The organism is Sphingobium sp. YBL2 (genome assembly GCF_000943805.1).
Classification (GTDB): Bacteria; Pseudomonadota; Alphaproteobacteria; order Sphingomonadales; family Sphingomonadaceae; genus Sphingobium; species Sphingobium fuliginis.
In genome coordinates this window covers 4,039,620-4,052,904 of record NZ_CP010954.1, presented here as the reverse complement: position 1 = coordinate 4,052,904, position 13,285 = coordinate 4,039,620, and the positions used below count along the sequence as shown (strand labels likewise).

The window sequence follows — 13,285 nt, the reverse complement described above, 5'->3', positions numbered from 1 at the left end:
AGGCGTTGGCAACAGGTGAAGGCCACCGCCGCCGGTCCCTTGATCCGGCAGCGATGGCCCGCCACGGCGGCCCTGGAGCCGCAGGCAAATGTCAGAGCGCGTAGTCGATCTGCGCCCAGAACTTCCTGGTATCGGCATCGCCGGTGTAGCTGGCGATCCCCTTGCGATCATAATCCGCATATTTGACGAGCGCGCTCAGATGCTTGTTCAGCTTCAGCGTCACCTGCGCATCATATTCGTCGCCATAATGGATCGACAGCCGGTCGCTGCTGAACCGGTGGTAGATGAAGGAAGCGACCAGCGGTCCGGCCTTGCCCACCTTAGGCACGGTATAGGCGACGCCGGCATAATAATCCTGAATGCCGGTGCCGGGCGTGGTCAGGAACTTGTCGGCCCAGCCGTTGAACTTGTGCAGCGTGGCAAAGGGCGTCTGGAAGGCGAAACCGCCCGCGATGCCGGTCGCGCCCGCATCCGACCCCAGCAATTCATAGCCCGCCGTCAACTTGAAGGCGGCAATGTCCAGCCCCAGTTCCGCCGTGACGAAATCCGCCGAATAATCGACAGGATTGGTCGCATGGTCGCTCTGCCGCGCATAGCTGGCGAGGTAGCTGAGCTTCACCTTCTTCGCCAGCGGCTGCGCACCGGTGAAGCGCAGGCCATAGGTCTGGCTGCTGTTGCGCCTCAGCGCGGCCACCGCCTCATCCTCGTCCACCAGATAGGCGAAGCCGGTCAGAGTCCCGAGCTTGGTCTTGTAGGAGATGTTGGCGAAGACATCGTCGCCCTTGATGTCCGTCGGCCGGTTGGCCGAACCGAACTTGCCGCCGTCCATGCCCCAGATCGTCCGCGCCGCTATCGCGTAGCTGAGGTCGACCTTCAGGTTCTTGATCCCCATATATTCGATGCGCACGGCATCGAAGGTCTGCTCATTCTGCCGCCAGGCGACGGAGCCGACGAAGCGCTGGTCGTCCAGGTTGATCCGCTGACGGCCCATGGTCACGACCAGCGGCTTTGTGCGGTACTGGATCTGCACCCGGTTGGCCTCGACTGTCTCCGGATCGGCTACGATGGGATAGAGCGTCTTTCCGTTGACGCCGCTATTATAGTCCTCATCGATCGCCAGCGTGCCTTCGGCTTCGGCCAGGAAGGCCCAGGGACCCTTCGAAACCTCCCCGCCCGCGCGCAGCCGCATCGTCACGGAATGGGCATCGCGGCTGGTGCTGAGCGGCGCCGGGCCCGCCTGATCGACCGTTTCGTACCGCAGGCGGGCCTCCACGATCGGCTTGAAAACGACATCCTGCGCCAGCGCCGGCCCCGCGATCGCGGACAGTCCCATTATTGGGGCCGACGCCGAAAACAGGAAAGAAACCTTCTTCATAAATCCCCCTTCATTTGCTCCCGATGGCCTTTCCGGGCCTGTTCAGGGCGTCCTCTCCAAACCGGATTTCAGGCGGCAAGCGTCGCCGGATTGCGGTAGCGCTCGTGCAGGAAGTGGATGACGGCGGAACGCGCTTCGGCATATTGGGCCGTGTCGACAGCCTCCAGCCGGTTCCGGGGACGGGCCAGCGCCACGGCAAGGTCCTCCCCGATCCGCGCCGCCGGGCCGTTGGTCATCATGACGACCCGGTCAGCCAGCAGCACCGCTTCGTCGACATCATGGGTGATCATCAGCACGGTGTTGTTCAGCCGCGCCTGCAAATCCATGACCACGTCCTGAAGCGCCGCCCGTGTCAGCGCGTCGAGCGCGCCGAAAGGTTCGTCCATCAGCAGGACGCGTGGGTTCATGGCGATGGCGCGGGCGATGCCGACGCGCTGCTTCATGCCGCCCGACAGTTCGCCGGGCCGCCTGCCCGCGGCATGGGCCATCTGGACCAGTTCCAGATTGTGCATGACCCAATCCCTGCGTTCGACCCTGTTCCTGCCGCCCGCCGTCTTGTCGACGGCCAGACGCACATTCTCCTCGACCGTCAGCCAGGGCAGCAGGCTATGGTCCTGAAAGACGACCGCCCGATCCGGCCCCGGCGCGTCGACCAGTTCGCCGTCGAGGAAGATCGCTCCCCGCGTCGGCTCGACCAGCCCGGCGACCGCATTGAGCAGCGTCGACTTGCCGCAGCCGGAATGGCCGATCAGCGCCACGAACTGGCCCTTTTCAACCTCCAGATCGATCCCGTCGAGCGCGCAGAAGCGCCCTGCCCTGGTCGGAAATTCGACGGTGACGCCCTCAAGCGCGAGATAGCTGCGCTGTTTCATGAAAATGCCCTCCCCTGTCAGCCTGCGCGGCCGATGATGCGGCCTGCAAAGGCGACGATGCGGTCCAGCGCGAAGCCCACCATGCCGATCCAGATCAGCGCGACGATGGTGTCGGTCAGCAGCGAACTGTTGTAGCTGTCCCAGATGAAGAAGCCGACGCCGGTGCCGCCCTGCACCATCTCGGCCGCGACGATGGCCAGCCAGCTCATGCCGACGCCGATGCGAAGACCGGTGAACATGTGCGGCACGGTGGCGGGCAGCATGATGCGCACGAAATATTCGATCGGATTGAGCGCCAGCACCTTGGCGACGTTGCGATAGGCGGCCGGAATGGTCTGCACCCCTGCCGCCGTGTTCAATATGATCGGCCAGATCGCGGTGATGAAGATCAGGAAGATGGCGGAGGGCTGCGCCTGCTGGAAGATGGCGAGGCTGATCGGCAGCCATGCCAGCGGCGGCACGGTGCGCAGCACCTGGAACAGCGGGTCGAGCGCGCGGAAGGCGAAGACGCTCTGCCCGATCAGGATGCCCAGCGCCACGCCGATGACCGCCGCGATGCTGTAGCCGATCAGCACGCGGCTGAGGCTGGTCAGCACATGGCCGGCAATGCCGACGTCGCCGCCGTCCTGGATGCTGAAATGGGTAAGGCCGATCTCCACGCCCTTGAACGGATGCATGATGACGTCATGGCTTTCCTGCCAGACGGCGAGCGGACTGGGGAACGTCGCGCTCGGCGATCCGCAGAGCAACTGCCAGAAGGCCAGCAGCCCCGCGATCATCACCATGGTCGGCAGCATGCTGGCCGCCCCGGATCGCGCTGCGCGGATCAGCGGATGCTCGGGCGCTGCCACCGGCTCGAAACTGCGGCGGGCGATGGCTTGCTCGGGATAGGGCAGGATGACACCCAATTCGGTGCTGGACCCGCCGGTCGAAGCCGACGGCCCACTCATCCTGCCGGGCGATGGCGATGCCATGCTGATCTCCTTCATCATACGCGCTTGATCGCCAGGCTGGCGAGATAGGCCTTGGGGTTGGCGGGATCGAAGGTCTTGCCGTCGAAGAATTTCTCGACGCCGCGGCTGTCGCTGGCCGGGCCCTTGCCGCCCAGCATCGCGGCGGCCTTGCGCCAGATGTCGGACCGGTTGACCTTCGCGATCACGCCCTTGCTATCCAACGTCATGGGCAGCTTGCCCCAGCGCTGGTTCTCCGTGAGGAACCAGAGATCGTGGCTCTTGTAGGGGAAGGAGGCGTAACCCGCGAAAAACTTCATCCTGAACGCCGCGTTCGGGAATTTCCGTCCGTCGCCCATGGTGAAATTGCCCTGCAGGCGGTCGGCAATGTCGGTGATCGGGCACTTCAGATAGTCGCGCCCCGCAATCGTCCCGGCCAGTCGCGCGATATTCCCGGGATTGTCCGCCCATCGCTGCGCCTCGATGATCGCCGCCGTGATCGCCAGCGCCGCCCTGGGATATTTCGTCACCCAGTCGGACCGCATGGCGAAGCTCTTTCCGGGGTGGTTCATCCACATCTGGCCGGTCGAAACGGCGGTGTAGCCCAGTTGCTGCGCGACGAGCTGGTCGTTCCACGGCTCGCCCACGCAGAAGGCGTCCATCGTGTCGGCCTTCATGTTCGCCACCATCTGCGGCGGCGGCACGGTGATCAGTTCGACATCCTTGTCCGGATCGATCCCGCCGGCCGCCAGCCAATAGCGCAGCCACATGTCATGCGTGCCGCCGGGGAAAGTCATCGCCATGGAGATCTTCTTGCCGGCCGCCTTGCGCTGGGCGATCACGCCTTTCATCTTTCCGGCGTTGAGGTCCGCCCTGGCCCCCAGATATTCCTTGGATACGGAGATCGCCTGGCCGTTGACATTAAGGCGGGCGAGGATGCTCATCGGCGTCGCCTTGCCGATCGCGCCCAGCGTCAGCAGATAGGGCATGGGCGTCAGGATATGCGCCCCGTCGATGCCGCCGCCCGCGCTTCCCAGCACCAGATTGTCGCGGGTCGCGCCCCAGCTCGCCTGCTTCGCCACCTGCACGTCGGGCATGCCATATTTGGCGAAGAAGCCCAGTTCCCTGGCGATGATCAGCGGCGCCGCATCGGTCAGCGCGATGAAGCCCAGCTTGGCGCCCGTGACTTCCGGTCCTGCCCCGGCTGCGAACGCCCCCGATGGAAATGCCTGCTGCACCGCAGCGAGCAGCGCCGCCGTTCCGCTCCTCTTCAGCAGCCCGCGCCGGCTGACGCCATGCTGATTATCCCCCTCTGCCATTCCCTGATGTCCTTTCCTTGTTGCCCGTGACCGCCGGAAGCAGCGCGCAACCAGCCATCGCCGGAAGCGATCCAGCGCACGAAAATCGATGCCGAAAGCCGCCCGGCAGCATCCATGCCGCCAGCGAAAACCCAATAAAAAAGCCGCCGGAACGAAGGTCATCGGACCTTGTCCAGGCGGCGTCATTGCCATGTCGGTCTTTTCATCAACCGAAGCTGAACCCTGACCGTCATCGGCAGGCCCAACCTATGTGCCGAAGCGCCCCTGCTTCGACGGGAGGGAAGCTGTCACCGATTCATCCGAGTCGCAAGCGAAATTTTTGCGTTGCACAAATTATAACCGCCCTGCGCTTTTCCAGATCGGGCGGCAGGCGTCATGAACCCTGCACGCTTGCGCAAGATATGTCTGGCCAAGCAGATCGACGGTGTGAAGAAATTGGTGGGCCCGGCATCTCCTTAAAATAACAAATAACCATTTAAAACTATTACATATTATTCATCTCCTTGCCGACGGTACCCCAATGGATACCCCTATCACCACGTGACTGGCTTTAATGCTTTTTTTCATTATGCTTCACTCTTCTCCATTCAGTAAGTACAGCATGGCCAACAAATGGACCTTATACAGGAGTGAAGTAATTGAGCATGAGGGTGATGAAGGCCGATTAGTTACGAGCAAAGGCACGGAGGAAAATATCCCGTACCTCATTCACATCGGAATCAATAACTTCAGCGCGATAGATTTCGGTTGCCCCAGACAGCAAGAAATCCTCGACTTTTGATATGCAAAGACCTCTCAATGCCTGGGCTAATCTTAGCGGGTTGCCTTCGCGTAATGAACCACAGCTCATGGCTTTGGCGAAATAATGGGCGAGTATCTTGTTGGTAACTGACTGTACTCGGGCATGATAAATTTGACCAATCTCCGGAAATCGGGCTCCCTCGCCTACGACCAATCGGTATAAGGATAAGGCATCTGCCGACGTTACCGTTTTCAGGAAATTAAAGCAAAAGCGTTCGACCGCCGTGGCGACATCCTCAGAGGGATCAAGTATCAAGCAAAGCCGTTTGTGATACTCGGAGGTTGCTTGGTCCAGGACGGCGGTAAACAGCTCTTCTTTCGAAGGAAAATAACGCCACAAGGTGCTCTTTGAGCCACCGAGCGTTGCAGCTATTCCTGACATGGTAGTCCGGGCATAGCCATCCTGCAGAAAGGATCGGCGAGCCACGGCAATGATGAACTGCCGTCGATCGGACTGACGCTCTTCCCTTCGAGAAGGCACCCCCTTAATCTTGGACGGCATAACCACAACTACAAGTTCGCCCTGGGATCAGAAAGGATAGGTCGCGGGTAGTGGGATAATCAATACAAAATCGCGCCCGTAAAGCTTTGTCCTCGAAACCTTATTTTCTGCGAATTTTTGACAATCTAGCTCTCACAGATTGCGAGCAGCGTTTTCTTGATCAGTGTCTTGGTATGGCTGGTGATTGGCGACGGGGCATCGGCACCAGCCGCCAGCTCTTCGGCCAGCGCAAGGTCCTTTTCGCCGATGCCGGCCTGGCTGGCGAAAAAGGCGCGACGGGCGGCGTCTCCCGGATTATTGCGAAAATCGATGAAACCCGCCATGGGCGGGGTGAGATTGCCGTTGCGCTTCATCACGGTCAGCAGCTTGTCCATCGGCACGCCGGACGCCTCCGCCACATTGGCGACTTCGACACCTAGCATGATACCACACCAAGATACGAGATTGTTGCAGATCTTGAGGGCCATCGCCGATCCGAGCGGGCCGATATGCATCGTGTTCGTCGAAAAGGCGTCCAGTACAATCTGGACGCGCGCGGCGACGGCTTCATCGCCACCCGTCATGCAAAAGACGAACGGGCCGTTCTTGGTCATTTCAGTGCGCGTAACTGGCGCATCGATGACATCGACACCCACGGTGGCAGCTCGTTCGGCTATCTGCTGTGCAGTTTTGGGCTTGATCGTGCTGTGGATGAGCAGGCTCGCCCCCCGCTTCATTACAGGCAGCAGCGCATCAACACATTCCAGCACCTGCGTGTCGTCCCGGACACAAATCCCGACGGCGTCGGCGTCCTCGCCTACCTCCGCTATGGAGGCGGCGAGCTTCGCGCGGCCCTCGAATTTCGCCAGCGCATCGGGAAACACATCGTAAACAGTCAGGTCGAGCGGCAATTTGGCCAACTCCCGCGCCTGATCGCCGCCCATGCTGCCGAGGCCGATGAACCCAATTTTCCTGATACTATCTGTCATGAAATATCCCTCAGGCTTCGTCCAAGTTCGCGAATGAGCTAATCACTCCGAACGTCTTTCGTAAATCCCCGACGGGGTCCGCCTGACCGCCAAACTATTGCGGGAGCGCCAAGGCCGACAGGTCACGCCTAGCTTTTCGGCCCGAAACGAAAGGTGGCGCCGATGCCCCATGTGAAGGGATCGCCAATATAGTCGATCGCCGTGCCCAGTGTCGGCAACTGATCGGCGAATGCGCGGGTCACATATTTCTTGCCGCCGATGTTGCGGCCGAATACCGACAACTCAAGATTGGGATCTTCGATCTGCAGGGCGATACGCCCATTAAAGAGCCCGTATCCCGAAATGGTGTTGATCCGGTTGGCGATGGCGACCGCATCACGATAAGCCTGCGGACGACGCGGATCGGCGGTGAACAGACCGAAATTCTGTCGACCGATATAGGCGTAGTTCGCGTGGATCGAGAGTTCCCCGACCGAAGTGACGAGTTTCTGGGTCACCGAGATGCCGAACTGCTTTTTGGGCATCTGCGGCAGAGCCTCGCCGCTGCGGACGACCGAACAGCGGACTGAACCCACAGCGGTGCCAGCGGCGCAATCGGACACATTGGCGCCGGCGACGGGAACGAACTGCTGCTGCTCAACGAAGGTACCGGCGACATATTTGCCGTCGAGCAAGGCAAGATTGCCGGAGACCAGCATTCCTCCCCAAGGAACAGCGCTTATTTCGAGTTCGCCGCCATAGACACGCGCGTCACCCGAGTTGCGGAGGAATTGCGTGGTTGTACAAGCGAGCGCACCCGGTGGAGTGATGCAGTCGGAAGCATTGCGCTGCACCTCAGACTGCCAGGAATGGAAAGCCGCGGCATTGATACGCAAACGGTTATCCGATGTACTGAACTTGACGCCGAGTTCAACGTCCCTGACCTTCTCCGGCTTGAACGGCGGCGTCGCGGCCGAACCATTACGCATGTTGAAGCCGCCGGCCTTCGATGCGGCGCTCGTTTTCACATAAGCAAACAGGCCGTCGGTGATCTCCACATCGATGCCTGCCGTCCAGGCGGGATAATCATATTTGACCGAACGCGGTAGGCTGCAAGGCGCAATGAAATCCGGATTTGAGAGCAGTTCAGGCGCGCAGCTATTAGCGGCCAGATTCGTTCTGTTCAGCAGAACAACCTCTCGCTTATCCCATGTCCAACGGACGCCTCCTGTAAGACGGATCGTGTCGGTCAGACGGTAATAGCCCTGGCCGAACAGGCCGACCGAGATATTCTTCACTGTGCCGTAATTCAGGCTGAAACCGAAATTGGGTGCCGGGGCTGCGGGGGTAAAGGAGCCGAACGTCTGCGCCACCGACGATTCACGGCCGCTTTCTGTCGAATAATAGCCGCCGAGAATATAACTGAACCGATCGCCAAGCTCTCCGGACAACTGAAGTTCCTGGGAATATTGATCGGACTTGTAGGCACTTTCGGCCGCCAGAATCTGAGCAGGCGTACCATCGAGTTCGTTCAGACCTATTGCGTTGCTGTAGCGATAGGCAGAGATGGATTTCACCGTAACAGAACCGATTTCGCCATCTATCGTGAGATTGCCGCCATAAGCTTCCAGCCTGTTATAGGCACTCCGGCTGCCTGCGGTCAGAAACCCATAATTGGACCCGACCGGCGGATTGGTGCTGAATGGAACGCCATAGGCATTATACCAATGGGCGTTGTTGTGCAGATATGCCGCAAGAGGGGTTGCGGCGTTGATCGCGCCGATTGCCGCGCTGGCGCCCGGATTGACCCCAGCGAGGCCGACGAACTGACCATGATCCTTGATGATATTGTAGTCGCCGCTGAGCGTCGCGGACCAGCTGCTGCCGGCGGGCGCCCAACGCAATTTAGCACGGGCATAATGGCTGTTACGGTCCTTCAATTCGCTGTTCGAGGTCACATTGCGGGCGTAGCCGTCGTGATCCACGAAATCATAGACGAAGCGCGCCGCCAATTCATCGCCCACCAATGGTACGTTGAGCACCGCGTCGATATTGCGATAATCATAGTTGCCGCCTTGAATGCGGAACTGTCCTTCGAAATCGCCCGTAGGATTGACCGTGACGATGTTGAGCGCGCCGCCGGTGGTGTTGCGACCGAACAACGTGCCCTGGGGGCCGCGCAGGACCTCGACCCGCTGGAGGTCGATGAGATCGGCCGAACCCTGCGAAGGACGCGGAATATAGACCCCGTCAACATAGGTCGCGACCGAAGGGTCGTTGGCGACGCCCGGGTTCAATGCCGGCATGCCGCGAATGGAGATATAGACGAAACCCGAACCGCCCGGGGCGCCGGTCGCGATCGACAGGCTGGGCGCGGTGCGCTGCAGACCAGCCACATCGCCGACCTGCGCCTGTTTAATCATTTCAGTCGAAAGAGCGGTGACGGCGACCGGCGTCGTCTGGATATTTTCCTCGGTCCGCCGGGCGGTGACCACGATGTCCTCTATTCCCACAGAACCGGTCTGATCCGCCGCCACCGCCGGCGCAGCGGCCGTGACAAAAACCGACAAGCTCGCCAAGGCGCTTGTCCGAAACCATTTCTCTGAAGCCATATTATCCCCTCCCAGAGCCATTGCATACGGGCAGGACGTTTTTCTATCTCTACCCATCCCCATCGACCGCTAGCATTGGCAAGGAGCCCGGAAAACCGGCTTCCGCGCCATGTCCTGTCTGCGATCAAACCAATGTCCGCTTCGCGATGCTTTGGAATTTTTCGACCGTCGGGTCATGAACATGATGACGGTTTCGCGATGGGATGTCCGGTTTGCGCAATATGATGAGCATCGACCTGTTTTGGATGAGGCCCCATAACATCGCTTATAAAAAGGGTCGACAGTAGGCTTTGAAAAGGGGGAGCGGACAATGGCGATGGCGAGCGAACGATCCAAGATTCAGCCGACTGGCACCATTCTCCCATGCCAACCGCTAACAACCGCCTATTTCCATGTCGAGGACAGCATCATTGCCAACGGCATTCGGGCCGACATCCGACATTTTGCCTGGGATCGCAGTTGTGACGCAATATTCGAGCCGAACAGTCACTATCTCGACTATTCGCTTGGCCCGCGCGCGCGGCTCACGCCTGTTCCCCGACGGGCGTCGTCATGCGCCGCCCTTTGGCGAAGTGTCCTATCTGCCCAAGGGGAGCCAATTTGCGGCGCGCTGCGAACCCAGCGAATATCGCATTTTCTGTTTGACGTTTGAAAGCCACGCAGCAGATCAACTCTTCGAGAATGACACGCTACCTTCCTCATTGCCCCCCTGTTTCGATGTGAAGGCACCGTGGATACTGAACGGTATGTCTCGGCTTGCACACGAGGTGCGCCATCCCGGCTTCGCTCCCGCCATCATGGTCGAGACCATTGCGTTGTCACTGGTCATCGACCTCTGTCGACACCTTCAAATTCCACACAAATCCGATGTTGAAACCGATCAACGCATGGCGGACTGGCACCTGCGCCGTCTTCAGGAACGGATCGAGGCGGAACTGGCGGGACCATTGTCGATCGTCGACCTTGCGACAGAATGCGGTGTCAGCTCACGGCATCTGGCGCGGATCTTCAAGAACACGGTCGGAAAGACGCTCGGCAGCTACATTGCCGATGCGCGGATTGCGCGGGCCAAACGGGAATTGGCGCAGGATGGCGCTCTCATCAAGGTCATCGCGGGCAATTGCGGCTTCCAAAGCGTTGCAGCCTTCAGTGCCGCCTTCCGGAAGGCGACAGGCCTCAGCCCGCGGGCATTCCGGAAGGATATATTATACAGCTAGACAGCACCAGAGCAGGGGCCGACGCTATCGACCCCGCTCCAGATTCCCGTTTCAGGCACTCACTCCCCATATCGGTGAGCGTGAGAGCGTTGGGAATATTCAGCCCCATTGCAGGTGGAGGTCCGGCACATGCAGGATATTGCCTACATAATATGGCACCCGGAAACCGTCCTTGATCCGGAATTCCGGTATGGCCTTGACGAATTCCTCGACCGCGATCTGCAGTTCCAGCCGTGCCAGGTGCATCCCCAGGCATTTGTGGATGCCACTGCCCAGCGACATGTGCGGCGCCTTGCGATCGAAGCGGATCGCCTGGGGATCTTCATAGAAAGCCGGGTCGCGTCCCACCACGGGGGAACTAAACGCCACATAATCGCCGGGCATTATTTTCTGCCCATGAATCTCGATGACCTTGGTTGCGATACGGAAGGCCGTAACCGGCGCGAAGGCGCGCAGGAATTCTTCGACTGCCAGGACGATCAGCGATGGATCAGCGCGCAGCTCGTTCTGTTTGTCCGGGTGCGACGCCAGATAGTTGAAGATGTTGCCGAGCAGGGACGTAACCGTGTCGAGGCCACCAATGTACAGATTGAAGCAATGGCCGAACACCTCGTCATCATTCCACAAACGGCCATCGACCTCGAAGGTCAGCACCTTGCTGATATAGTCGTCGCGCGGCTGCTGGCGGCGTGCCTCAATCTCTTCCAGCAGATAATCCTTCACGCAGCGTACGGCGTTACCGCGCACTTGCCAGTCGTTGGAATGGAGCATTTCCTTTTCCCATTTAAGGAATTGCGTCATTCTTTCCTGCGGAAGGCCCAGCAGATCGAGGACGATGAAGATCGGGAATTTTTCCGAAAACTCATCGATGAAATCGCATTGGCCGCGATCCTTGAAGGCATCGATCAAGGCCTGCGCTCGCTCGCGCACCTGTTCCTTCATCGCGAACATCTTCTGGGGTGCGAAATGACTGTTCAGCGCCTTGCGATAGCCGGTGTGGATTGGCGGGTCGGCCTCGGTCGGAATGACTAGCCAGTTCTCGCCGATATTCTGCGCCCATTTGCCCATGCCATTCTTGGTGAAATTGTCGGCATCGCGCAGCATCGCCTGTACATCCTCGGCATTTTTGAGCAGCCAGCCAGGTTGATCGCCCGGGAAGATGTTGGTGACATAGGTGATCGGCGGCAGCTCCGCATGCATCGCGGGGATCAGCACTTCCTGCGGGTTGTCATAGATCACCGTCCGCGAAAAGAGCGGCAGCGCCATCGCCAGTTCGGGCGGCACGTGATCCGGCAGGGATTGTTGTGCGACTTGGGTCATCATAGTCTCCGAAGCAAAAAGAGATAAATTCCACCCCTGCCAAAGACAGGTGCGATCGTGGCCGTCCGTCTGAGACTGACGAGCATGCGGACGATCCGCAATGACAGGAGACGATGCACATGAGTGAGGCAGACGTGCTGGATCTGGAACAGGCGATCCGGGACAATTACCGGCTGTGGAATGAAGGGAAGCGCGACGAACTCGATCGCCTTTTCCGGGCGTTGGGGCCAGAGGGGTTTACGATCGAATATGTCGGATCGCCCCCCGTGGACGGCGACGCCGCGATGGCCGACATGTGGGCGGAGTATGGCGGAAAATGCACGACAGAACCGCTGGAAGTGATCGTCAACGGATCCGAGGGCGCCGCCTATGTCGCCAACCGCCTGCAAACCAAGGAGGGCATCGTGACGCTGCCAAGCCTCGAAACCTACAAGGTCGCCGACGGCCGGCTGACGATCCGCTATTTTCATCGAACCGCCCATTAACCTTCCATGTTCCGACGTGCAGGCGCTGGACACGGCTCAGTCCTTCGCCTGCATGAAGGCCAGCAGGTCGGCATAATGGGGTTGGTGGACGAGGCCGCCGCCCGAAATCGAGATATTTTCGCCCGTGATGTAGCGCGCTTCGTCAGAAGCCAGGAAGGCGACCAACGCCGCGATATCATCCGGCGTTCCGAATTCCGGCGTCAGTATATGCCGCTGGATGATTTCCTTGAGCCCCGGCACGGTCTTTTCGAGGGCTTCGGTCAGCACGACACCCGGCGCGATGCTGTTGCAGCGGATATTCTGCCGCCCATGCTGGGTCGCCACATATTTGGTGAGTCCGATGATCGCTGCCTTCGACGAACCATAGGCGATCCGCGCCAGATCTCCCGCACTGCCCGAATTGGAGGCAGTGTTGATGATCGAACCGCCGCCGCCCGCGACCATATGCGGGATGGCATATTTGCATCCGAGCAGATAGCCGGTGAGATTGACGTCGAGAATTTCGCGCCAGATGCCGATCGGGATATCGACGGCTGTGGTATCCTGCGGGCTTTTGTCCGGATCGGTCATTGCCGCGTTGTTGTGCAATATGTCCAGCCTGCCGAAATGGTCTACGGTGCGATCGACCATCGCCTTTACCGATTGCGGATCGGCAGCATCGAACTGTACCGGCAGTGCCTTGTCGCCCAGCGGTTCCGCCGCGCGAACGGCGGCAGCTTCGAACAGGTCGGCGATCACGACGCGCGCGCCCTCCGCGACCAGACGTCGGGCGACCGCGGTACCGATACCGCCGCCGCCGCCCGTGACGATCCCTACCCTGTCTACCAACCTCGTCATCATGCGCCCGTCCCCGGTGATGGCTGGCGAGAGAGAGCTGCATGGATT

The 13,285-nt window shown here is 59.9% G+C and carries 11 protein-coding genes; 2 read left to right on the top strand and 9 right to left on the bottom strand.

Features of this window, described 5'->3' with window-relative positions:
- Nucleotides 1-91: 91 nt before the first annotated feature.
- The 7 genes from TZ53_RS18665 to TZ53_RS18635 all read right to left on the bottom strand — a co-directional run bounded on the left by TZ53_RS18665 (nt 92) and on the right by TZ53_RS18635 (nt 9,378).
- Entirely contained in the window at nt 92-1,375 is a 1,284-nt protein-coding gene (locus TZ53_RS18665) for an alginate export family protein (RefSeq protein WP_044662304.1), read from the bottom strand.
- 68 nt (nt 1,376-1,443) lie between these two features.
- Nucleotides 1,444-2,247: an ABC transporter ATP-binding protein gene (locus TZ53_RS18660; protein WP_044662303.1), complete on the bottom strand. Its 804-nt coding sequence runs from the start codon at nt 2,245-2,247 to the stop codon at nt 1,444-1,446.
- 17 nt (nt 2,248-2,264) lie between these two features.
- Nucleotides 2,265-3,221 carry a nitrate ABC transporter permease gene (gene ntrB / locus TZ53_RS18655; RefSeq protein ID WP_053085683.1) on the bottom strand — a complete coding sequence of 319 codons (957 nt, stop codon included), beginning with the start codon at nt 3,219-3,221 and terminating at the stop codon, nt 2,265-2,267.
- Nucleotides 3,222-3,235: 14 nt separating this feature from the next.
- Complete coding sequence (locus TZ53_RS18650; RefSeq protein ID WP_044662301.1) at nt 3,236-4,516, bottom strand: CmpA/NrtA family ABC transporter substrate-binding protein; 1,281 nt, start codon at nt 4,514-4,516, stop codon at nt 3,236-3,238.
- A gap of 664 nt (nt 4,517-5,180) precedes the next feature.
- Nucleotides 5,181-5,819: a TetR/AcrR family transcriptional regulator gene (locus TZ53_RS26260; RefSeq protein WP_076605698.1), complete on the bottom strand. Its 639-nt coding sequence runs from the start codon at nt 5,817-5,819 to the stop codon at nt 5,181-5,183.
- Between the two features lie 125 nt (nt 5,820-5,944).
- On the bottom strand, nt 5,945-6,787 hold the full coding sequence (locus tag TZ53_RS18640; protein WP_044662299.1) for an NAD(P)-dependent oxidoreductase: 843 nt from the start codon (nt 6,785-6,787) through the stop codon (nt 5,945-5,947).
- Nucleotides 6,788-6,915: 128 nt separating this feature from the next.
- Nucleotides 6,916-9,378, bottom strand: a complete 2,463-nt coding sequence (locus TZ53_RS18635) for a TonB-dependent receptor (RefSeq protein WP_158298495.1) — start codon at nt 9,376-9,378, stop codon at nt 6,916-6,918.
- A 392-nt stretch (nt 9,379-9,770) separates the two neighbouring features.
- Between TZ53_RS18635 and TZ53_RS25750 the strand changes: the two genes are divergently transcribed.
- The gene (locus TZ53_RS25750; protein ID WP_238320076.1) at nt 9,771-10,595 is read left to right on the top strand and encodes a helix-turn-helix domain-containing protein; all 825 of its coding nucleotides are present in this window, start codon (nt 9,771-9,773) and stop codon (nt 10,593-10,595) included.
- 99 nt (nt 10,596-10,694) lie between these two features.
- Here the strand turns inward: TZ53_RS25750 and TZ53_RS18625 are convergent, their stop codons facing one another.
- Nucleotides 10,695-11,918, bottom strand: a complete 1,224-nt coding sequence (locus TZ53_RS18625) for a cytochrome P450 (protein ID WP_044662298.1) — start codon at nt 11,916-11,918, stop codon at nt 10,695-10,697.
- A gap of 116 nt (nt 11,919-12,034) precedes the next feature.
- On the opposite strand from TZ53_RS18625, the gene TZ53_RS18620 reads away from it, so the two are divergent.
- Nucleotides 12,035-12,400, top strand: a complete 366-nt coding sequence (locus TZ53_RS18620; protein WP_044662297.1) for a nuclear transport factor 2 family protein — start codon at nt 12,035-12,037, stop codon at nt 12,398-12,400.
- Between the two features lie 36 nt (nt 12,401-12,436).
- On the opposite strand, the gene TZ53_RS18615 is transcribed toward TZ53_RS18620, so the two are convergent.
- Nucleotides 12,437-13,240, bottom strand: a complete 804-nt coding sequence (locus TZ53_RS18615) for an SDR family NAD(P)-dependent oxidoreductase (protein ID WP_082718591.1) — start codon at nt 13,238-13,240, stop codon at nt 12,437-12,439.
- Between the last annotated feature and the right edge of the window lie 45 nt (nt 13,241-13,285).